Genomic DNA, 21238 nt, shown 5'->3' with positions numbered 1-21238 from the left:
CTTTATTTTGCAAGGACTATTTTTCCCTACCGAGAAACATTTTACGCTTAGGACAGCAATGCTGCAAAGCCAAAAGGGCCATTGCAGATGGCCCTGCAATGGCCCTTAGATAACACTGATGGGATCGACATCAAAATATAGGTTTCCATTTTCCAGGAATCCAGAAGCCCGGATCCAGTCCTTGATTGGCTTCATACGCGGACTCTTGATAAGAACGTTGACGCGCCAGACCCTGCTGACAACGGGCACAAGGGCCGGAAAAGGCCCCAGGATCTGAGCCGACACCTTGGACTCCAACTGAAAGGCTTCCAAGGCATTGACAAAGCGCTGGGCAAGTTCCAAGGCTTTTGTCTCACTTTCGTGATGAACCATCATCTTCAGCATGGTCACAAACGGCGGGTATTCAAGGTCCTGACGCTGCTGCAGCTCATCCCGGGCAAAGGACACGTAATCTTGTTCGGCCGCCATGCGCAGGATAGGATTTTCCGCATCATAGGCCTGAAAAATAACACGTCCCGGCTTATCCCCCCGCCCGGCACGGCCGGCCGCCTGTGTCAAAAGGGCAAAACAGCGTTCACCGCTGCGGAAATCAGGCAGGTTGAGGGTGGAATCGGCCGAAAGGATTCCGACGAGGGTCACATTGGGCACATCGTGTCCCTTGGCAACCATCTGTGTCCCTAAAAGGACATTGTACTCGCCGCTGCAAAAAGCGCGCATGATCTTTTCATGGGAAAATTTCCTTGCCGTCGTATCCTGATCCATCCGCAAGGGACGGATGCCTTCGCAGAGGACCCTGAGGCTCTCTTCTGCTTTTTCCGTTCCGGTTCCGAAAAAACGGATTCGTTTGCTCCCGCATTTGGGGCAGACCTTCGGCACCGGTTCCGTGTGTCCGCAGTAATGACAGACAAGCTGTGCCTGTTTAGCATGATACACAAGGGCAACAGCACAGTTGGGGCACTGGATTGATTCACCGCAGTCACGGCACATGACAAAGGTCGAAAACCCGCGACGGTTAAGCAGGATAATGGCCTGCTCACCGGACTTGACAGTCTCTTCAACAGCATCACGGAGCGCATCGGAAAAGACGCTTTTATTGCCTTTTTGCAGTTCTTCCCGCATATCGACAATGGAAACGGCCGGCAGATGAGCCCCCTTATGGGCACGCTCATTCATGACAAGCTCCGTATAGCGTCCTTTTTGGGCCCAGTAGTACGTTTCCAGGTCCGGTGTTGCACTGCCCAAGACGACAGGCGCACCGTGGGCGTTGGCCCTTACTTGAGCAACGAGGCGGGCGTTGTAGCCTGGCCGTTCTTCCTGCTTATAGGTGCTTTCGTGTTCTTCATCGATGATGACAAGTCCTAAATCCTTAAATGGACAAAAAACGGCACTGCGAACGCCAATCAGGACGCGGGCCTTTCCCTTTCTCATCCGGTCCCAGACATCAGCCCGTTCCGATGCAGATAATTTGGAATGGGCTACGGCAACGGCATCGCCAAACCAGGACCTGAATCGCTTCACGATCTGGCCCGTAAGGGCAATTTCAGGCACAAGAACCATGACTTGTTTTCCATCGCCCAGAGCCTTATCGGTCAGGCGCAGATAGACTTCGGTCTTTCCGCTTCCGGTCACACCACGCAAAAGAAACGTATGGAATGTTCCCTTTTTGCGGCAGGTTTCGATGGCATTGATGGCCGCTTGCTGCTCATCAGTAAGGATGATTTCATCCTTGGGCGCAGCGGCAGCATGATAGCTGTCGCGTAGGACCCGCTGCTTTCCTTCACTGAGGATGCCCTTTGCCACAAGGTTCCGGATAACACCCGCTGATACGCCATGATCCTCGAGAACACGCACAGGAAGCGGATCTGTTCCTTTCAGAAGGGAAAGGGCAAGGACCTGGCTTTTTCCGCGCAAGGTCCCCGCTTCTTTTTGAGCGAGCCCCTCCTTTGAAAGCGCAACGGTCCGTTCAAATTTTTCCTTAAGTTTATAGGTGACTTCATAGGTCAAGGAAACCGCTTTTTTAGTGATCAGTCCTTTAAGGGCCCCTTCTCCCTCTTCAAGGCGGGCAATCTCCCGGCGTGTCATGGCCCCATTTTGGGCTAAATAGGTGTAGAGGCTCCTTTCCCTTTCGGAAAGGAGCCCTTCTGCGCCGGGCTCAGCACAGTAGCGGCCTACGGCAGCAATGCTTTTTTTGCCAGGGATAAAAAGCCGCAAGGCCTCTGCCAAAGGGCAGAGATAGTACTGGGCAATCCAGTGGGCCGTTTTCAGCATTTCCTCGTCAAACCAAGGTTCCGTCCCGACGACGTCGACAATGGGTTTAATGTCAAGGCTGGTATCAGGAGCTTCATCGGCTTCCACGATGAAGCCTTCCAGGAGCTGCCGCCCAAAAGGTACCACAACCCGCCAGCCCTCGCCAATAAAGTCCAGGCTGGGAGGAACCTTGTAGGTAAATTGCCGGAAGAGGTTCTTAACGGGCAGGTTGACAGCAACCTTTGCATAATCCATATCAGTTCAGCGCCTTTTTCAGTTCATCCACTTTATCAAGCCGTTCCCAAGGCAAGTCTATGTCAGTCCGGCCAAAATGTCCGTAAGCCGCGGTCTGTTTGTAGATAGGGCTGCGCAGGTCAAGGCTGCGAATGATTCCTGCCGGCGTTAGGGAGAAAGTCCCTTCGATGAGATCTGCAATCTTGGCATCATCGATGACACCGGTTCCATAGGTGTTGACGCTGATGGAAACGGGCCGAGCCACACCAATGGCATAGGCAAGCTGGATTTCGCAGCGTTTGGCAAGTCCGGCTGCAACGACATTCTTTGCTACATAACGGGCTGCATAAGCAGCAGAGCGGTCCACCTTCGTTGGATCTTTACCGGAGAACGCACCGCCGCCGTGACGGGCCATGCCGCCATAGGTATCAACAATGATCTTACGGCCTGTCAGTCCGGAGTCCCCTTGGGGGCCACCGATTACAAAACGGCCTGTCGGATTGATATGGTATTTGGTTTTTTCATCAAGGAACCCCTCAGGAACAATGGGGCGGATGACCTGTTCCATGATATCCCGGCGCAGGGTTTCCTGGCTGATCTCTTCGCTGTGCTGGGCCGACACAACAATCGTATCGACGCGAACAGGACGGTCGCCTTCATATTCTACGGTCACCTGCGTCTTTCCATCAGGACGCAGGTAAGGCAGGGTACCATTCTTGCGAACCTCAGCCAGACGGCGGGCCAAGCGGTGGGCGAGTGAAATGGGAAGAGGCATGTATTCCGGAGTTTCGTCCGTGGCATAGCCAAACATCATGCCCTGATCACCGGCACCGATCTTGTCATCGCTGTCCTCTTTACCCTGCTTGGCTTCATCCGATTCATCAACCCCCTGGGCAATATCCGGGGACTGTTCATCAATGGAAATGAGGACGCCGCAGGTCGATCCATCAAACCCATATTTTGCACGGTCATAGCCGATATCAATAACGGTCTGACGAGCAATCTTGGCAATATCAACATAGCAGTCCGTAGAAATTTCCCCCACCACATGAATCTGGCCGGTTGCCACAAGCGTTTCGCAGGCAACACGGGCATAGGGATCCTTGGCAAGGATAGCATCTAGGACAGCGTCAGAAATCTGATCGGCAATTTTGTCAGGATGTCCTTCAGTTACGGATTCTGACGTAAAGAATTTTTTCATGATTCCTCCTTTGGGTAAAAAAAAGGCTCTCACGATGAGAGTCCTTATCTTCTCTCATCTTACAATCATTACATTGCAGGATTTAGCACCGTTGGCCATAGGGCCATGGTTGCTGTGGGTTCATAGGGCCATTCCCTCCGCCACTCTTGATGAGCATATGGAATTTTGACAACTTATTATACCCGAAAATAGTAGGAATAGCAAGTGGCACACTTCCCATTCCTCAGATCCCCCATCCAGGATATGAATACGAACGAAATCATCTCCTATGATTTATCGATGATTCCTAATCTTAATTAAATCAAAAGGATGCTGAACCGAGCTTTTAAGAATTCAGGAATTTACAGGGTTTAATCATGCACTCGGATCAGGGATGGCAGTATCAGCATGAATTTTACAGAAGTGAATTGAAAAAGCAAGGAATTATACAGTCAATGTCGCGTAAGGGCAACTGCTATGACAACAGTATTATGGAGACCTTTTTGGGTCGGATGAAAAATGAAATGTATTACGGAAGCGAAAAAGAATACACTTTATTCAAGGTATTTGCTAAAGCAGTGAGAGAACACATTCACTATTTCAACAAGGAAAGGATTCAGGAAAAAACAAAATGGATGCCTCCCGAAATATATCGGGAGACATCCACTAATGTCATTTAACTCATTTATATGTGTCCAGTTTTTGGGGTACACAGCAAAATGACTCCATCATTTCTTCACAGCCTCTTTGATATCAGTAATGAACAATATTTTTGAGGTCATCCTTGCAGATGCGGGCCAGAATGGGACGGGCTTCGTCACTTTTAAGAAAGGCAAAGGTAGTCTCCGGAACCATGCGGGCCACCGTCTCCCAATCCCCATCATGAAGGGCTCGGCGGACCGTTGAGGCGCTCACCGTTTCCCCACCTTTTTCATTGCGGGGAATGATACGGCAGCAGATACCCGCTTCAGGAAGGCGCTGGGCCATGATTTCATTGTAGCGCCGCGTGACAGTGCTTGTCGGTTCCTCCCCAACATAGCGAGCCTTGATGCCAAGCCGCTCGGCAATCTTTACAAAAATAGCAAGGTCTAGATTGGCATGACTTTCTATGACCGCCAGATCATCTTTTTGAAAGTAGCTGGGGAAAGTGGCACTGCTGATGATATAGGGGCCGCTGTCATGATAAATGATGTTCTTAAGGTCTGCAGTTCCCTCTTTGATGAGCCGCTTGCGGACCGCATAAGGGAAATAGCTGGCATCTTCACTGACCATGAAAAGATGGAGCCAATCATTTTCCTGACTGGCCCGCTCCACCAAATAACGATGTCCCAAGGTAAAGGGATTGGCATTCATGACAATGGCAGCAATGCGCCCCTGGGGCGTCTTTTTTTCCGCCAGGTGATCCAAATAGCGGGCAAAGCCATTCGGGTCTTTTTCCATAAAGACAACCTGATTCGGCACACGGGCAACTTCATGGAAGCCCAGATCTCCAAAAAAAAGAGCTGATGAACATTTTGTATAAAGGAAGAGGTGAATGATTCCCCGATCATATTCATACTGGATGAGATGGGACACGATTTCATTCATGAGACTTTCGCCCTGATGGTCATGGCTGACAGCCAGGCAGCGCAGAGTATTGCCAAAGCAGCTGCCCGTGGCAATGGCATGATAATCTTCATCGTACATGACACAAGTATAATCCACATGGGGATCAAGGCGGATTCCTTCCTGCTGCAGCAGGGCCTTGACATCTGCCAAGGTACGGGTATCGCCGGGATAGACGGGGCTGATTTGATAGTCGGACATAACTTCTCCTTATTTCATGACCACAAGTTCATAGTCGCGGGTGCCAAGGCCGATTTTTTCTGCATGCTCCAACGTCGTTTTCCAATCGACACGAGGGTTGCTGTCAAGAAAATGATCGTGATGGCTCTCCCATCCCTTTTCGGCCAGATGGTCAGAAAGCTGGCTGTTCATAAGGGGAAAAGCAGCAAGGCAGGCATCCGCACAGGCCTGGTCCAAGGCGACAGGATCAAAGGACGCAAACATGCCGATGTTAGGCAGGATGGGCGCATCATTTTCTCCGTGACAGTCACAATTGGGCGACACGTCGACAATGAGGTTCACATGGAAAGCAGGCCGGCCATAAACGACGGCCAAGGCATATTCCGCCATCTTACGATCAAGCAGCTCGTTGGCATCCCATTCCACGGTTTCAATGGCATCAAAGGAACAAGCCCCGATACAGCGGCCGCAGCCAGTGCATCGCGTCTTATCGATATGAGCCTTGCCCTTTTCGTAAGTAATGGCATCCGAACCGCATTCCTTGGCGCAGCGTTTGCAGTCACGGCAAAGTGACTCATCGACAACAGGTTTTCCAGAAGAGTGCTGTTCCATCTTGCCGGCCCGGCTTCCGCAGCCCATGCCGATATTCTTGATGGCACCGCCAAACCCCGTTGCTTCGTGGCCCTTGAAATGTGCCAAACTGATGAAGACGTCAGCGTCCATGATGGCGCGGCCAATCTTTGCCTTCTTGATATACTCCCCACTTGGAACCGGGACCTCCACTTCATCGGTGCCACGCAGGCCATCACCAATGAGGATCTGACAGCCCGTTGTGGTTGGGTTATAGCCATTTAAGGCGGCACATTCAAGATGTTCCAGCGCATTTTTACGGCTGCCGGGATATAGGGTATTACAGTCTGTCAAAAAGGGGAGGCCGCCCGCTTGCTTTACAAGGTCCGCCAGAGCATGGACATACTGAGGCCTCAGGGATGCTAGATTGCCCAGTTCCCCAAAATGCATCTTGATGGCCGTAAATTTTCCTTCAAAATCGATTTCCTTTTCCAGGCCCGCTCGACGGCACAGACGTTTGAGCTTTTCCGGCAGGCTAAGTCCCACAGGAACACGAAAATCCGTCATATAAACCTTAGCTTTTGTCATGTTGCTCTCCCCTTTTCTTAACAGCGCTAAAGAAAAAGGCGCTCCACGAAAGGCGCGCCATGTTCGCTTTGCTTATTTTACCATAGGTCCGGTTCCCTTTAGAAGAGTCGGATTTCCGATTCATGGATATCTGGATGGCCGATGATGCGGCCGTCAACAAAACGTCCGTGACAGTCGCTGCCACCGCTGATGAGCTTATGGTGCTGCTGACAGTAGGCAAGGAGGGTCTTTGTATCTTCCTTGCTGTGAGCAGGATGATAGCACTCAAAGCCATCAAGGGGCTTTTTCCCCACCGCCTCCAGTGTCCTAGCAAGCCCCGGGCCATGAAAGTGGCTTGCCGCGTGGGCCAAAAGGGCCACTCCGCCGGCTTTGTGCAGGGTTGCTACCGTCTCTTCGATTGAGGGAAAAACAGGAAAATCAAGACCTCGTTTCTTAATGAAGATGCGGCTGAAAAAATCCTTTACATCCCGGCATAACCCCTTATCAACGAGATAAAAGAGGGCCTTGAAACCGCCGCGGCGTGGATCATAGACATAGTTCCTATACTCCTTGACGGAAACGGGCCAGCCTTCTTTGGATAGGATCCCAATGGCCCTTTCATCCGTTTCTTCCAAAAGGCGGCGGTTATGGGCAAGATGTTCCAGAAGAATAGGATTCGAGCAATCAAACCCATAGCCTAAGATGTGAAAGCAGCGCCCTTCATAAGTGCTGCACATCTCAACGCCGGCAATCACCTCGATACCCTCTTTGGGGGCAAGTTTCATGACAGGAGCCACGCTGTCAAGGGAATCATGATCGGTCACAGCCATGATCCCAAGTCCTGCCTTTTTGGCGGCAAGGACCAATTCCTGGGGCGTCCAGCTGCCATCTGACGCCATGGTATGAAGATGTAGGTCGACTTTTCGATTCATACGGTACTGTTCCTTAGTGATGATATTTTTCGTTTCGCATAATCTTGAAAGCACGATAAATCTGTTCCAAAAGAAGGATCCGGATCATTTGATGGGTAAAAGTAAGCGGGGAAAAGGACCAACGGAAATCGGCCCTTTTCCGCAGCTCATCGGTATACCCAAAAGGGCCGCCAATGACAAAAGTCAGGTGGCTGACACCTTGGACCATAAGGGCTTCTAACTTCTGCGAAAACTGAGGGGAGGAAAGCTCCTTTCCTCTAAGATCAAGGAGAATGACGAAAGAATGCTCCGGGATGATCCGCAGAAGACGGTCCGTTTCCTTTTGAAGGATCTGCTTCTCTTCTTGGGAAGATCCCCGGTCCGGCATCTTTTCCTCCATGATGACTTTGGTCTCAAGCTGACAATAGGCGCCGAGACGTTTTACAAACTCAGCCTCGGCACGCTTTAGATAGTCTTCCTTGAGACGCCCTACACAGGCAAGGGTGATGCGGATCACGAGTTGGTCCTCGGGATTTCCGTCAGCGTCACGGATTTATCCACTTCATCATCACCGCGCAGGATCGTGACAGACACCGTGTCACCGACCTTGCAGGCATTCAGGGCATCCCGAAGGGCGGCCACGGTCTTTACAGCCTTTCCATTAAACTTAAGAATAATGTCATTAGGTCTGATCCCGCCTTGATAAGCAGGTCCGCCGGCCACCAGTTTCGCAACAAAGAGACCGCCCCGAAGATCGAGTCCAAACCCCAGGCGCTGAGCTGTTTCTTCATCGATGAGGCTTGCACCGAGAAAGGGACGGGCAACCCTCCCATTTTTTGCCAACGCTTCCAGGATTGGCTTTGCTTCGTTGATAGGAATGGCAAAACCAATGCCTTCAACACCGCTTACAGCAACTTTGGCACTGTTGATGCCAATGACCTGCCCATCGGCATTGACAAGGGCTCCGCCAGAATTACCCGGGTTAATGGCGGCATCGGTCTGGATCAATTTAAAATTTCGTTCCCCTACATCGACAGAACGGTTGAGGGCACTGATGACGCCCGTTGTAACTGAGCCACGGAATTCAAGACCCAGGGGATTGCCAATGGCAATGGCAGGCTCCCCGACCATCAGACTGTCGGAATCGCCAAATTCAGCAACGGGCAGATCTTCCTTGGTATCGATTTTTACAACAGCCAAGTCCGTTGTTGGATCCGTTCCCAATACACGGCCCGGATAGGTCCTCCCATCAGGCAGGCTGACAACAAGTTCCTTGGCGCCTTCAACGACATGGTTATTGGTCGCGATAAGCCCATCCTTACTGTAGATGACACCTGAACCAACGCCCCTTTCAACAAGCTGGGTCCTGTTGAAATAATCCCGCACCAAGGCCTTGTTCGTAATTCCGACAACAGTAGGGCCAACCTTCTTGGCGGCCTTCACAATCGGCGTATTGCGCGCCGAGCTCATATTCTTTTCGACTTCCTGCATCTTCTGTTCCTGCGTGACAGCAGGCTTTGCCGACGCATTGTCCTTTTCCGGAGCTTTTCCCGCAAAGCCGCATCCGGCAGCAAAGATGCTCATGCTGACACTCATGGCAGCAAGGGCAAGCAGGGTCTTTTTCATTAGGGTTTTCTCGGTAACATGCTTTTTCATAGATGGCTTCCCCCTCTATTGTTATTGCAGAGCAGCTGCCTTGGAAGGAGCTGCTGCGGAGTCTTTCTTCGATGCAAAGAGAAGGCCTGCAATGGACTCATCACGGCTTCCCTTAGTAATTTTTGTCCGACGCGCTTTCACTAGGTCCTTCGTTTCCTTGAGGGCACTGAGTTCCTTTGTACTGTAATGTTCAAAATCAAGCAGGGCATAGGTTTTCTTTCCGTCCCTAGCCTCTTCCAGATAGCCAAGAGGAACGAGGCTCAAGGCCTTTTCCGCATCCTTTCGATGAAGAACGATGAACTCCATAGGAATGGCAGCACGCCGATTTTTTCCAAGCTCCACAATCTTATAATCCGACAGATCGACCGCCCTGAAAAGGAGGGTCGGATTTCCGACGGTAACCTTTCCCTCATCTTTTGCCACGCGGAGGGTACGGACCCTCAGGTCAAGATTCTCCTTTTTCAGCATGCTGCCAAAAAGAGCGTTGAGGACATCCATTTTCTCTGTGAGGGGCGGCATCTTACCGTCTTTGTAGAGACGATTGTCTTCGACAAGCTTACTGCCTTCTGTTACACTGACGCCATAGCGCAGTGTATTTTCGTGGATTTCCTTGGCATGAGCCTTAAGGGCGGCCTCTGCCTCCTGTTTTGTTTGGTATACCTCCGGCGCGGCTTGGACTGGGGAAATACCCACCAAGAGCAGGACCGAAAGCAGGCCGCTAAGAAACAAGTACTTTTTTTTCATGGATTCACCTTATTTCAAGGAAAAATTGCTGACCGCCTCTTTTTGACTTGCCACATATAGAGTCACATCCCGCGTCCTGGGATTGTCTTCCAAGACACTTTTTACCGTATCATAGGCAAGGCGCGGTGAGTTATTCATTTCGCTCAGATGAGCCAAAAAAACAACCTCGGGCGGCACATCCACTTTCTTCAGAAGATCCGCCGCAGCACGGTTTGACAGATGGCCTTCCCGCCCAAGGATGCGGGCCTTTAAAGGCGCTGGATAGGGGCCTGCCCGCACCATTTCCTTATCATGGTTTGCCTCAAGGATCAAGGTTTCTGCTCCATCAACGGCCTGTTCACAGGTCTTTGTTACAAAGCCGCAGTCTGTAAGATAGGTACATTTGCGGTCATTATAGAAAATCTCATAACCGACGGGGTCAATGGCATCATGGGGAATTGAAAACGGCTGGATTCGAAGGCAGCCCACAACACAGCTTCTGGGAAGGACACGCATCTGGTCACGGTTCATGGTACGGCGAAAAGGAAGACGGGTCCAGGTCTTTTCACTGGCAAAGATGGGAACCTCTCCAAAGGTTCGTGAAAAAACCTCAAGTCCTGCAATATGGTCCTTATGCTCATGAGTGAGAAAAATTCCGCCAAGATCACTCGGCAAAAGGTTCCTCGCTTTGAGTCCTTGGACAATCCGCCGGCAGGAAATCCCGGCATCGATGAGGATAGCCGTCTGACCGACTTGGATAAGGGAGGCATTCCCCCGGCTTCCACTGGCAAGAACAGAAATTTTGAACGATGTTTTCATTGAAAATACCTGATTTTCTCTCAATTGACCCAGGATCAGGTCCCAAGCCTTATATTTCACCATTGGAAGCAGCCTTGATAAAAATGAGTCTTACCCCAACAGTATACGCTTAATTATAACAAATTCGTGGCGGGGATGTAAAAAAACACCGAACTTTAACAGTCCGGTGTTTTCTCATCACCTTTATTTCTTCTGACAATCCGGGCAGATTCCGTAGAAATAGAACTGATGACCATTGACTTTGAAGCCCGTCTCATTTTCAACAAGGCTTTCCACAGCTCTTGCATCCAGATGGGAAACGTCGTTGACGCGTCCGCATTTCGTGCATTTGATATGAGGATGTTCACTCGTCTTGGCGTCGTAGCGGAAGCTGTCCTCACCTGTGTTGAGCACTTGGATAATACCAAGCTTACTGAAGATTTCTACAGATTTATAAACTGTAGCAAAACTCATCGTCGGATATTGTTCCTTGACCTTCTGATAAATCATTTCGGCGGTCGGATGCTCCGTCGTATGGGAAAGCATGTCATACACAGCCAGGCGCTGCGGCGTGACCTTGCACCCATTATCCCGAAGGATCTTGGCAAGTTCGGAGGCAGTATACATAATTAATCATCTCCTAAAAAAAATATCGCCTGCGCCCTTTTCTCAAAAAAGCGCTCATTATTAAACCCATTCTAATAGTTAATAATGATTATCTGACTATATTTTAATCACTGCAGTTAAATTAGTCAAGGCTATTTTTTTAAATCACTAGGCTCTATGCCATATTAAGCCCATATTTTATTTTTAATAAACGTTATTAGAATTAGTAGGCGCGATTATTCGATTTGTGCATCAAGGCGTTTGGCCTCTTTCCATACAAATAGGATGATGACCAAGGTGGAAATGAAATCAGCAGCAAGTCCGGCATAAAGGATTCCATACAGCCCATAGTAAAGGGGCATGATCAGGGTTAAGGGAACGAGCAGGAAAAATTGGCGCAGCATGGAAAGGATGGACGCTTTAAGCGGCTGACCTGTCGCCTGGAAATAACTTGTTGAAATGATCTGGAACCCTGCCGTAAAGACGCCGCCCAAAAAGATCCTCATGGCATCCTGGGCAAAGTGGAGGAAAAGAGGCGCATCTGAACTTCCAAAGAATTGAAGCAGCACATGAGGAATGGTTTCGCAGGCAATCCAGCCTACAGTCGTTACCAAAAGGGCATACCGAACGGCCAGAAAATACGCCTTGCGCACACGGCCGTAGTGTTTCGCCCCCGTATTGAAGCCGATAATAGGCCCTGCCCCGATCCCTATGCCGACAGAAATAGAGATAAAGATCATATTGACCTTCATGACGATCCCCATGGCCCCAATGGCAGCATCCCCACCGACGGCCGCCTGATTGCCATAGTAAAGAAGGGAATTGTTGAGGATAATCTGCATGATGGTGGCACTCACCTGGACCAAACAGCTGGAAGCACCAATGGCGACGGCACGGCGCAGCTTCAGGAAATCCGGATGGCAGAGCTTTGCTTTTTTTAAGCGCAGCGTGCCATGGCGCCGAAAATACTGGAAAAGCAGCATCGCTGAAACAACCTGTCCAGTCACGGTGGCAATCCCAGCACCAAGGACGCCCCAGTCAAGCAGGAAGATCATGACCGGATCAAGGATGCAGTTCAAAAAGATTCCTGAAAGCAAGGCCTTCATGGAAAATAAAGGTGCGCCATCTGTACGGGCCATATTGGACCAGCCAATCATGAGCATTGTCACAGGAAGTCCTAAGATGTAGACCCCGCCTAGATCACGGCTGTAAGCAAGGGTAGCATCGGTGGCACCGAAAACGCGCAGGAGCGGGTCCAGATAAAAAAGCCCCAAGACCATAAGGACAATTCCCACAAAAAGACCGGCTGCTGTCTGGGTGTTAAGAACCGTTTCCGCGTCCTCACGGCGGCCCTCACCTAGGAGAATCGCCGCGTAAGCGGAAGAACCGATGCCGATAAGACCGCTGACAGCAATGCTGATGGTCACTATAGGGAAAGTAACGGTCGCTGCCGTAATGCCTTGATAACCCACGGCATTGCCAATGAAGATCTGATCAACCACATTATATAAGGCATTGGCCACCATGGATATGATGGCAGGCCAGGCAAATGATTTAAGAAGTTTTCCAATAGGGGCATACCCCAAGATATTCTGCTGTGCAGTTTCTGCCATATGAGGTTCTCCCTTCCCTTTGAAATGGCCGCAAGGCAGATTCCTTTCCGGAATCTGCCTTGCCAGCAACAAAGCCAATCCTTAGTCTTTAATTTCAACAACAGTACCCACCTTGACGACGGAACGCAACTCCTGAAGGTCCTTGTTCTGAAGGCGGATGCAGCCTTCAGAAGCATCGGTCCCAATACTTTGGGGGTCATGGGTCCCATGGATTCCAATACCATCCCAGGAACCTCCGCTTAGGGCCTCCGTATCCAAGCTGATGAACCAAGGACCATAAGCCCCGGCAATTTCACCTCGTCCATCGCCAAAGTCATGGGGCCAGGAAGAAGCATCATCAATTTCATCAACCGTAAAAGTCCCAACGGGGGTCATATTGTCACCGCGCCGCTGTTTCTGTCCGAGGCCACCCTTGCCAATGGCGCAGCCATAGGAACGGACCACGGTATCCCCCAATAGAAGGTACAGTCGATGGACCTTCTTTTCGATTACGATGTGGTAGTTTTTTGACGCGTCAAGGCTAAGCGGCTCCTTACGGTCAGCTTCCTTTGCCTTTTCTGGAGAAATAGCCGGTTCCGCAGCCTTTTGGGGCTTTTGTTTTGGTGTCTCCGTCAGGACTGCTGTTTTCTCTCCTTTTTTAGCTGCTGCGTCAGGCAAATGATAGCCTGCGGCAAAGGCCACGGCAAGAATGACCGCAAATACGGCAAGTGCCCCTGCAAGTCCCTTATGGCGAAAGAACCGATTCTGCTTATTCATATTCAAGACTTCCTTTCTTAGGAACCCATGAATCCCAGCATCTTCAATACGGTCAGGATCACGTAGGTTATGCCCCCGGCAATCAGAGGTCCTACGGCAACTCCCTTGAAGAAAATAACGCCAAGGACGGTTCCAATCATAAGGGTCAGGGTAATCTGGGGATCGGTCGTCATCATAGCGATTCCCCACCGCCCCAGCAGCGCGACAAGAAGGCCAATTAAAAGCGCCAAGATGGCAACGCCGCCTGAAAGACTGGCTTTTATTTCCGTCGGACCGATCCTGCCGTCAATGATAGGAACCAAGATGGCAACCGTAAGGATAATCACGCCCCAGTTGATCCCGTGACCGGCGACATACTCAAGAGCGCTGTGGGGCAACAGGAAACGCAGGACCAATAGAATCAGGCAGGAATAGACCATGCTCATATTATGACCAACGAAGCTGACAGCCAAAAGCGCAAGGATAAGACCAATTCCGAGCATAACGACTCCTTTCCTAATACGGTGCGGCAGGATCCTCCGGCAGCCAGCCAAAGTGGCGGCAGGCATGGAGGATGCCCCCTTTGTCAACGTCTTTAGTGATATAATCGGCTCGCTTTTTGAGAACCGGGCGGGCATTTCCCATAGCTATGGAAAAAAAGGGCTTACGGAACATAGCAAGATCATTGAGACCATCACCAAAGACCACGGCATCATGCGGATCAGCATGCAAAAGGGCCATCATTTTCTCAATCCCAGCCCCCTTATCAACGGGTTCCACAAGATAGGTATCATCGATAAAAGGTAAATGAGGCAAGCCATGGGTCGGTGCAGGAGTCTTCCCGGCCTTTTCCCGCGCATAAGTTACTTTGTAGACTTTCTGCAGGGCCTCGATGTCTACTGGTCCAACAAGAGTATTCATATAGTTGTGTGGATCGTTCCGCGGGTAATCCGCATAAGGCGTATAGCGATCATAAGTATTGTCGATCACCACCGCCCAGGGTTGACGGCGCTGCTCCAAATCGCGAAGAAGTGCCTTTACCGGCTCAAGGGGAAGGCCCTCCATCTGGAGGATTCTCCCGTCCACGGTAAGGCTGTTCCCGCCATCGGCAACGAGACTGCCAATGCCATGAGCAGAAGCAAACTGTGCCGCGTCATACTGGAGCCGTCCCGTAGCAAGGGCCACAAAATGACCGCATCGCTGAAGTTCGTCAAGACAGTACTGTGTATCAGGCGGAACCACTTTAGTAATACCTACGCCCAAGGTCTGATCAATATCGAAGAAGAAGTATTTTTTATGCATCGGACGAAAAGGCTCCTTCCCGCTTCAATAAAAGCGAATCTTTACTATTATAGCATAAAATAAAGACCTCTAAAAATGATAGATTTCAAGAAATCGCGTCCTTGAAAAGGCGGTCACGTCCCACAGCAAAGAATTTTCCCTGATCTGAGCTGTTTCAAAAGAAGCAATGTTATCAAAACGTCCCTTTTTCCCACACTTTTTTCACATTTCCTATTTCACTTTTCTTCAATGAATAGTAAAATAATGGAATCATGTTATTCCAAACAAAAAAGGAGGTTTCCCCATGGTCTTTCCTTTCCATAGGGCATCCCAAAAAACGGACAGCCCACGTTCCCACGGCAGGATCACAACCGTCATTGCTCTTTTCTTAATGGCACTCCTTGCAGGGGGCCTCTTTTTCCAAAATACAGCCCTAAAAGCAAAAGAACGGGAAAAAGCCCGCCAGGAAGAAATGGTCAAACGCCAGCAGGCGGATAAGGCCCGCGCCCTGAAAAAAGCGAAAAAAGAGACCGGCGTGCGTCAGCCCATGAGTCCGGGCCTTCCTCAGTCGGGGCAAAAATCCCTTCCCAAGGGATCCACGCCGTCTACCCCGCCTCAGTCTCCCGTGCAGCAGCCCCTTCACGCAGCTCCGCCTACGCCGATCAAACCGATAAAACCACGCTGATTCCACTCTTTATAAAGAAAGCAGGTGTCTAGCATGAACGACAGCAATAATCCTATGGACTCTTTTGCCACCCGCATTGGTTTCATCCTTGTATCCGCTGGATGCGCCATTGGCATCGGGAATGTCTGGAAATTTCCCTATCTCTGCGGCCAGTTTGGCGGTGCCGCATTTATCCTCATCTATCTTTTTTTCCTGCTGATCATGGGCATTCCGGTGATGATCTGTGAATTCGGTATTGGCCGCGGCAGCCGGCGCAGTGCGGCCCGCAGCTTTGATATCCTGGAACCAAAGGGAACCCGCTGGCATCATTTCAAATGGATCAGCATTATAGGATGCTATATGCTCATGATGTACTACACGACCGTCACGGGTTGGATGCTCTATTACTGTTATCTCCATTTCATCGGAACTTTTGTAGGCGCCGCGCCGAAGACCGTCGTCGCAACCTTTGGAGCCATGCTCCAAAGCCCCAGGACCATGGGGTTTTGGATGATTCTTGCCTGCCTATTTGGTTTTGTGGTCTGCTTCTTCGGAATCCAAAATGGAGTGGAGCGCATTACCAAATTTATGATGGTCCTTCTCCTAGGCCTCATGGTCATCCTTGCCGTCCATTCCCTCTTCCTTGAGGGAGCCGAAGCGGGGATCCGTTTTTATCTGGTACCGAACATTGATGCCCTTGCAAAAATTGGCTGGGGCAATGTCATCTTCGCCGCAATGAGCCAGGCATTTTTCACCCTCTCCATCGGAATCGGAGCCATGCTGATCTTTGGGGCCTATCTTCCCCATGGCCGCAGTCTCCTCGGAGAAGCGGTCACCATTACGGCACTTGATACCTTTGTTGCCCTCATGGCAGGATTCATCATCATCCCGGCCTGCTTTGCCTATGGCATCAAGCCTGATGCAGGACCAAGCCTGATCTTTCTCACCATTCCAAACCTCTTTGTAAAGATGCCCGGCGGACAGATTTGGGGCATGCTCTTTTTCATCTTCCTCTCCTTTGCTGCACTGTCAACCGTCATTGCCGTCTTCGAAAACATCATTGCCTTTGGCATGAACCTCAAGGGATGGACCCGTCGCAAGAGCGTCCTCATCAACATTGTCCTCATTATTTCCCTATCGCTTCCCTGCGTTCTGGGTTTCAACCTCTGGTCGGACTTCCAGCCTCTGGGACCGGGATCCGGCGTCCTTGACTTAGAAGACTTCATCGTATCAAATAACCTGCTTCCACTAGGAAGCCTTGTTTTTGTCCTCTTCTGCACAAAGAAAAATGGCTGGGGCTGGGAACGATTCCTGGCAGAAGCCAATGAAGGAACGGGCATGAATGTCCCTTCCGGCATCAAGAATTACCTCATGTACGGCCTGCCGTTCTTTATCCTGGTCATCTACCTCAAGGGGTATTACGATATGTTCATGCCCCAAGGGCTCGCCGTCTTTGTAAAATGGCTCTTCATGGCAGCCTGCTTCCTCGGTTTCATCATCTATGGAAGTACGGGCCGCAAAACAGAGTAACGACATCAAAAAAGGATCTCTCTCCATTTTGGGAAAGGGATCCTCTTTTTTTACCGTCCTGTAAATGGGACATTGGGATGATGGTACTGATCTTCCTTCAGGATGTGCCGCTCCCGAATAGTAATGGCCTGTTTGGGGCAGGCGTGAAGGCAGGCAAGGCAGTACGTACAGGTTTTCCCCATATGAACCGCATCCATGCCCAAGGATAGGTTCCCTACCGGACAAAGGCGCACGCAAAGACCACACTTGACGCAGCGCGCCGCATCCACACCAAGACGGAACCAGCGTCTGCCCAGGGACTTCCCCAAGGAAGTCCGGAAAAAGGAAGCCATGAGGGAGCCCTTGATGAGGGACCGGTCAGAGGTCCTGTCCTTGATCTTTTGGACAAGTTGGGGCAGGGCTTTCTCCGCCGTCACGAGTTTTTCATAAGCATAGGCAATATGCTGGCGCACGGCAGGCGTACTATTTGCCACCATGGCAAGATGGGCAGCGAAGGCAAGGTGTTGCCCCTTTTTTTGCAGGGCATTGTCAATACTCTGAAAAGCCGCACCGAAACTCGTTCCACTTGTGGCTACAGCAAAAAGATAAGGGGTCCCGGGAAACGTGAGACCTTCCAACGCGTCTGTCACAAAGTCCGGTGCATCCCCAAAATAGACGGGAAAGACGATTCCCACAACAGGATCCCGATCCTCTACAGGGCCCTCTTTCAGGGCGTGAAGGGAAAGGTTCAGGGATGTTGCCAGTTGGGAGGCAATAAAATAGGAATTGCCAGTCCCTGTAAAGTAATGAATCATGGTTCTTCTCCTTCCAGATGCCGCCGAATGGGAAGGGGGCGGCCCGTTTCACTGATGGACACATAGACAAAAACGGCGTCAGCGGCAAGAACCCGCTCACCTCCTTCTTCCACGGGTTCCAGATAGGCCTTGATTTCCACATCCAAAGAAGAGCGGCCCACATGAACAACACGGCCTTCAAGTTCAAGGACACGGCCATAGTGAATAGGCACATAGAAATTCATGCCCTTTACAGCAGCCGTTGTCACCCTTGTCCAGACATAACGATGTGCTGTTATGCCCGAAAGTTCATCCATCCAGGCCATCAGGGTACCGCCAAAAAGATGACCCGCTGAATTGGCCATCTTGAGCATGACAGACCTTGTCATGACGGATACATCACGGCTCATACACGATCTCCCATAAGAGGACGGAAAAAGTCCACAAACGCATCGGCAAGCGCGGCATATCCTTTTTCATTTGGATGGATACCATCAACAAGGAGATTTTCACTGGCTTTTTCTTGGATTGCTTCAAATACGGCCTCCATATCAAAGAAAGGAAGGTCACGGCGTGCAGCCTCTTGTTTGAGGAACTGCCGGTAGGCCTTTAGGGCTGCATCATGTTTAGCAAATTCACTGGGAAGCTGCCATCCCTTTTCCGTGCTTTCCGGCCGCGCCAAGATAGGGCTTCCCAGCATAATGAGGGGGATGCCGCCTTCTTTTGCCGTATCAAGGGTCACGCAGATATTTTCTTTCATCTTTTCCAGGGGTTCATCAAGCAGAACATCATTGATGCCGCATTGAATAAAGACGCCGTCCGGGGCTTCTGCCAAGGCATCGCTGCAAAACATCCCCCGCATAAGGATGGTCAGGCGACCGCCGGCAGCATGATTGACAGCCGTAAAGCCAAGCTTTTTGGCGGCAATTTCCGGCCACGTGGCGGCAAGGGCAACATTGGTGCAGCTGACGAGGCTGTCTCCGACGAATACGTTTTTCATCTTGTTTTCTCCTTTTGGACGGTCTCAAGTCTTTGACGAATGGCTTCATCTATTTTTTTGGTCACCGGGACAGGAACTGCATATTTTTTAGCCATATCAATAAGAAATCCGGAAAACAGTTCCAGTTCACCGGCTCGCCCCAAGACGATATCCCGGGAAAGAGAGGTCGTCTCCATTCGGTCTTCTTTTTGGGTGATACGTTCAAAATGGGCCCGTTTGAGATCATTAGGCAGGATAACACCCATCGCGCCAGCAACAGCCGCACTTTCTGCAAGCAGGCCCTGGATCAGGTTCTTACTTTCTGGTTCAGCAAGGACGCTGCCCAAAGGTTTTCCATAATAAGCCGTAATAAGGTTCAGTGCACAGTTAAAAATATACTTTTCCCACGTCTCAAGGCGGATATCCAAGGTTTCATAACAGCGAAACCCCGGATGGATGAACAGGTTATGGACAGCGGTCACCGCTTCTTCATCATCGCCGCCTATATAAAGACGCACCACTTTGCCTCGTTCATGGATTCCATAGTGTTCATCCATTTCACTGTTGATGTACAGGGCCGTATCCACGATACGCCCCACAGGAAGGATGCGGCGCAGCCACGTTTTGTGCTCAGCTCCATTCATGATGGGAACGAGGATGGTTCCATCTGTCACAATGGGTTTGATGTTTTCCAGTGCTTCCGTCAATTGGTCAGCCTTGACGCAAATAAAGATGACGTCCTGTGCTGGAAGCTGGGAAGCATCTTCGACGACAGGCAGCTGCAGATGAAGCGTTCCCAAGGCATCACTTTCCACATAAAGTCCCTGCTCAATAAGGGCCTTTTTGTGATCTTTCCGAGCAATCAAGGTCAGATTCCCTGATTCATATTTTTTTAGGTATCCGGCAAGGTAACCTCCGACCCCGCCGATCCCAATAATGGATATTTTCACAAAATCACCTCTTTGCATTTTGGTACTCCGGCGCCTCTAAGAAAGGCTTCCATCTTTTTGGAAAAAGTCATGATCTGCTGAAAGGGCGGCGAGGGCCTTGATGACTACGCCAGCCATCAGCCGAGATCCCACTTCAAGAGCCTTTTCATCAGGGCAGCAACGAGCATTATGAAGCCCGGCAGCCGGTGTACCAGGGGTACTGCAGCCTAGCCACAAAAAGGCCCCTGGCACTTTTTGAAGATAAAAGCCAAAGTCTTCGGCCGTAAGATCCGGTTCCACATGAGCCATGACAGCCTCTTCGCCCAGTGTTTCCTGAGCCGTCTGCCTGACAAGTTCAGCCGGCTTGGGCCAGTTCATCAGGACCGGATAACCTCGAAAATAGTTAAATTCATAAGTGATGCCTGCGCTTTGTTCAAGTCCCTTCAGGATGCCCTCAAGCCACTGGGGGATATGGTCCCTCGTTGTTTCGTTAAGGGTCCGGATGGTTCCCTCTAAGATACAGGAACCGGGCACTACATTGTAACGGCTCCCGCCGGAAATGGTTCCCACATTGATGGTTGCTGTATCAAGGGGGCTCACACGCCGTGAAACAATATGGCTGACTTCCTGCAGAAAATCAGCGGCAGCCAAAATGGCATCAACCCCCTCATGGGGATGCCCCGCGTGGGCCGTACGCCCCTTGATGGTGACACGGAACCGGTCAGAAGCAGCCATGAGGGGACCACCTTTGATGCCAATCCTACCTACGGGATAGCTAGGCCAGACATGAAGGCCAAATACACCGGAGACCCCGTCAAGGAATCCATCCTTCATCATGAGCCGGGCGCCGCCTGTAGGTGACAGTTCCTCCGAGGGCTGAAAGAGGATACGAACCGATCCAAACAAGTCATCGCGGCGCTGCAGAAGCCGCAGGACGGTTTCAAGCAGGATTGCCATATGGACATCGTGACCGCAGGCATGCATGACGCCTTCATTTTGGGAAGCAAAGGGCAGCCCTGTTTCTTCCCTTACAGACAGGGCATCCATATCGGCGCGAAGGGCAATCAGCGGGCCCTCTGACTTTCCTTTGAGGGTCGCCGCCACTCCATAGTGGCCCGTTCCCCTTACAGGGGAGAGCCCCCACTCTTCAAGAAGCGAAAAAATCTTGGCACTGGTTTCCGCTTCCTGGGTGCTTATCTCTGGGTGAGCATGAAAATAACGACGGCATTCCCGCCCTATTTCTACGATTTTCTCTTCAGACAGCGCAGCTGGGTTCATTTCAATCCACCTTCCTTTATAAAAAAAGAAGCGCATACTCGTATTGTATCACGGATAGGGCCCATGCGTAAGAGGCAAGTCCCTATTCCAAGAACGCCTTTGGCTTTTCATCATCCGGAGATAGAAAAAAGGTTCTATAATAAATGTTGGGGTGAGGAAATATTCTTTCCTCACCCCAT

Annotated in this window: 22 protein-coding genes and 1 riboswitch; of the genes, 3 read left to right on the top strand and 19 right to left on the bottom strand. The window is 50.7% G+C overall.

Translation table 11 applies throughout. The features are described from left to right. Positions 1–105: 105 nt before the first annotated feature. Entirely contained in the window at positions 106–2502 is a 2397-nt protein-coding gene (gene priA, locus QZQ08_RS07495; RefSeq protein ID WP_296330239.1) for a primosomal protein N', read from the bottom strand. A 1-nt stretch (position 2503) separates the two neighbouring features. Then, positions 2504–3682, bottom strand: a complete 1179-nt coding sequence (metK, locus tag QZQ08_RS07490) for a methionine adenosyltransferase (RefSeq protein ID WP_296330236.1) — start codon at positions 3680–3682, stop codon at positions 2504–2506. A gap of 51 nt (positions 3683–3733) precedes the next feature. Continuing rightward, positions 3734–3838, bottom strand: a riboswitch (SAM riboswitch). 200 nt (positions 3839–4038) lie between these two features. On the opposite strand from metK, the gene QZQ08_RS09765 reads away from it, so the two are divergent. Beyond that, a complete protein-coding gene (locus QZQ08_RS09765; protein WP_366140901.1) occupies positions 4039–4341 on the top strand; it encodes an IS3 family transposase in 303 nt (100 codons plus the stop codon). A 73-nt stretch (positions 4342–4414) separates the two neighbouring features. Here the strand turns inward: QZQ08_RS09765 and citC are convergent, their stop codons facing one another. From citC to QZQ08_RS07430, 12 genes are all read right to left on the bottom strand, one after another. Further along, positions 4415–5467 (bottom strand): [citrate (pro-3S)-lyase] ligase, encoded by a 1053-nt coding sequence (gene citC, locus QZQ08_RS07485; protein ID WP_296330233.1) that lies wholly within the window; start codon positions 5465–5467, stop codon positions 4415–4417. 9 nt (positions 5468–5476) lie between these two features. Beyond that, positions 5477–6604 carry a DUF362 domain-containing protein gene (locus tag QZQ08_RS07480; protein WP_296330230.1) on the bottom strand — a complete coding sequence of 376 codons (1128 nt, stop codon included), beginning with the start codon at positions 6602–6604 and terminating at the stop codon, positions 5477–5479. Between the two features lie 98 nt (positions 6605–6702). Continuing rightward, positions 6703–7515, bottom strand: coding sequence for a PHP domain-containing protein (locus QZQ08_RS07475; protein ID WP_296330227.1), 813 nt, complete (start codon positions 7513–7515; stop codon positions 6703–6705). A 13-nt stretch (positions 7516–7528) separates the two neighbouring features. Beyond that, on the bottom strand, positions 7529–8011 hold the full coding sequence (gene rlmH, locus QZQ08_RS07470; protein WP_296330224.1) for a 23S rRNA (pseudouridine(1915)-N(3))-methyltransferase RlmH: 483 nt from the start codon (positions 8009–8011) through the stop codon (positions 7529–7531). Then, positions 8008–9150 carry a S1C family serine protease gene (locus tag QZQ08_RS07465; RefSeq protein ID WP_297899140.1) on the bottom strand — a complete coding sequence of 381 codons (1143 nt, stop codon included), beginning with the start codon at positions 9148–9150 and terminating at the stop codon, positions 8008–8010. Before QZQ08_RS07465 ends, rlmH begins: the two co-directional genes overlap by 4 nt. A 21-nt stretch (positions 9151–9171) precedes the next feature. Next, positions 9172–9894 (bottom strand): hypothetical protein, encoded by a 723-nt coding sequence (locus QZQ08_RS07460; protein WP_296330218.1) that lies wholly within the window; start codon positions 9892–9894, stop codon positions 9172–9174. Between the two features lie 9 nt (positions 9895–9903). Next, complete coding sequence (locus tag QZQ08_RS07455) at positions 9904–10692, bottom strand: MBL fold metallo-hydrolase (protein ID WP_296330214.1); 789 nt, start codon at positions 10690–10692, stop codon at positions 9904–9906. A 183-nt stretch (positions 10693–10875) separates the two neighbouring features. Then, complete coding sequence (locus QZQ08_RS07450; RefSeq protein WP_296330211.1) at positions 10876–11298, bottom strand: Fur family transcriptional regulator; 423 nt, start codon at positions 11296–11298, stop codon at positions 10876–10878. 215 nt (positions 11299–11513) lie between these two features. Then, positions 11514–12890 (bottom strand): MATE family efflux transporter, encoded by a 1377-nt coding sequence (locus tag QZQ08_RS07445; RefSeq protein ID WP_296330208.1) that lies wholly within the window; start codon positions 12888–12890, stop codon positions 11514–11516. 81 nt (positions 12891–12971) lie between these two features. Beyond that, a complete protein-coding gene (locus tag QZQ08_RS07440) occupies positions 12972–13646 on the bottom strand; it encodes a L,D-transpeptidase (protein WP_296330205.1) in 675 nt (224 codons plus the stop codon). Between the two features lie 17 nt (positions 13647–13663). Then, positions 13664–14128 carry a DUF441 domain-containing protein gene (locus tag QZQ08_RS07435; RefSeq protein ID WP_296330202.1) on the bottom strand — a complete coding sequence of 155 codons (465 nt, stop codon included), beginning with the start codon at positions 14126–14128 and terminating at the stop codon, positions 13664–13666. Positions 14129–14141: 13 nt separating this feature from the next. Beyond that, positions 14142–14927: an HAD family hydrolase gene (locus tag QZQ08_RS07430; protein WP_296330199.1), complete on the bottom strand. Its 786-nt coding sequence runs from the start codon at positions 14925–14927 to the stop codon at positions 14142–14144. Between the two features lie 283 nt (positions 14928–15210). Here QZQ08_RS07430 and QZQ08_RS07425 point away from each other — a divergent pair, with 283 nt between their 5' ends. Further along, positions 15211–15591, top strand: a complete 381-nt coding sequence (locus tag QZQ08_RS07425) for a hypothetical protein (protein WP_009016277.1) — start codon at positions 15211–15213, stop codon at positions 15589–15591. Positions 15592–15624: 33 nt separating this feature from the next. Beyond that, positions 15625–17100 (top strand): sodium-dependent transporter, encoded by a 1476-nt coding sequence (locus QZQ08_RS07420; RefSeq protein ID WP_016459932.1) that lies wholly within the window; start codon positions 15625–15627, stop codon positions 17098–17100. 50 nt (positions 17101–17150) lie between these two features. Here the strand turns inward: QZQ08_RS07420 and QZQ08_RS07415 are convergent, their stop codons facing one another. From QZQ08_RS07415 to QZQ08_RS07395, 5 genes are read right to left on the bottom strand one after another with little or no spacing between them, the layout of a single operon-like run. Then, positions 17151–17894, bottom strand: coding sequence for an EFR1 family ferrodoxin (locus QZQ08_RS07415; RefSeq protein WP_009016279.1), 744 nt, complete (start codon positions 17892–17894; stop codon positions 17151–17153). Beyond that, positions 17891–18283: an acyl-CoA thioesterase gene (locus tag QZQ08_RS07410; RefSeq protein ID WP_009016280.1), complete on the bottom strand. Its 393-nt coding sequence runs from the start codon at positions 18281–18283 to the stop codon at positions 17891–17893. Before QZQ08_RS07410 ends, QZQ08_RS07415 begins: the two co-directional genes overlap by 4 nt. Then, on the bottom strand, positions 18280–18873 hold the full coding sequence (locus QZQ08_RS07405) for a GDSL-type esterase/lipase family protein (RefSeq protein WP_296330184.1): 594 nt from the start codon (positions 18871–18873) through the stop codon (positions 18280–18282). The genes QZQ08_RS07410 and QZQ08_RS07405 overlap by 4 nt, the downstream gene beginning before the upstream one ends. Further along, positions 18870–19802 carry a ketopantoate reductase family protein gene (locus QZQ08_RS07400; RefSeq protein WP_227077598.1) on the bottom strand — a complete coding sequence of 311 codons (933 nt, stop codon included), beginning with the start codon at positions 19800–19802 and terminating at the stop codon, positions 18870–18872. The genes QZQ08_RS07405 and QZQ08_RS07400 overlap by 4 nt, the downstream gene beginning before the upstream one ends. Before the next feature lie 36 nt (positions 19803–19838). Beyond that, entirely contained in the window at positions 19839–21059 is a 1221-nt protein-coding gene (locus QZQ08_RS07395; RefSeq protein ID WP_022227138.1) for a M20 family metallopeptidase, read from the bottom strand. Positions 21060–21238 lie beyond the last annotated feature (179 nt).

It is taken from the genome of uncultured Acidaminococcus sp. (genome assembly GCA_900538365.1).
Classification (GTDB): Bacteria; Bacillota; Negativicutes; order Acidaminococcales; family Acidaminococcaceae; genus Acidaminococcus.
The sequence above is the reverse complement of the archived record's forward strand: the minus strand, read 5'-3'. Positions and strand labels throughout refer to the sequence as shown.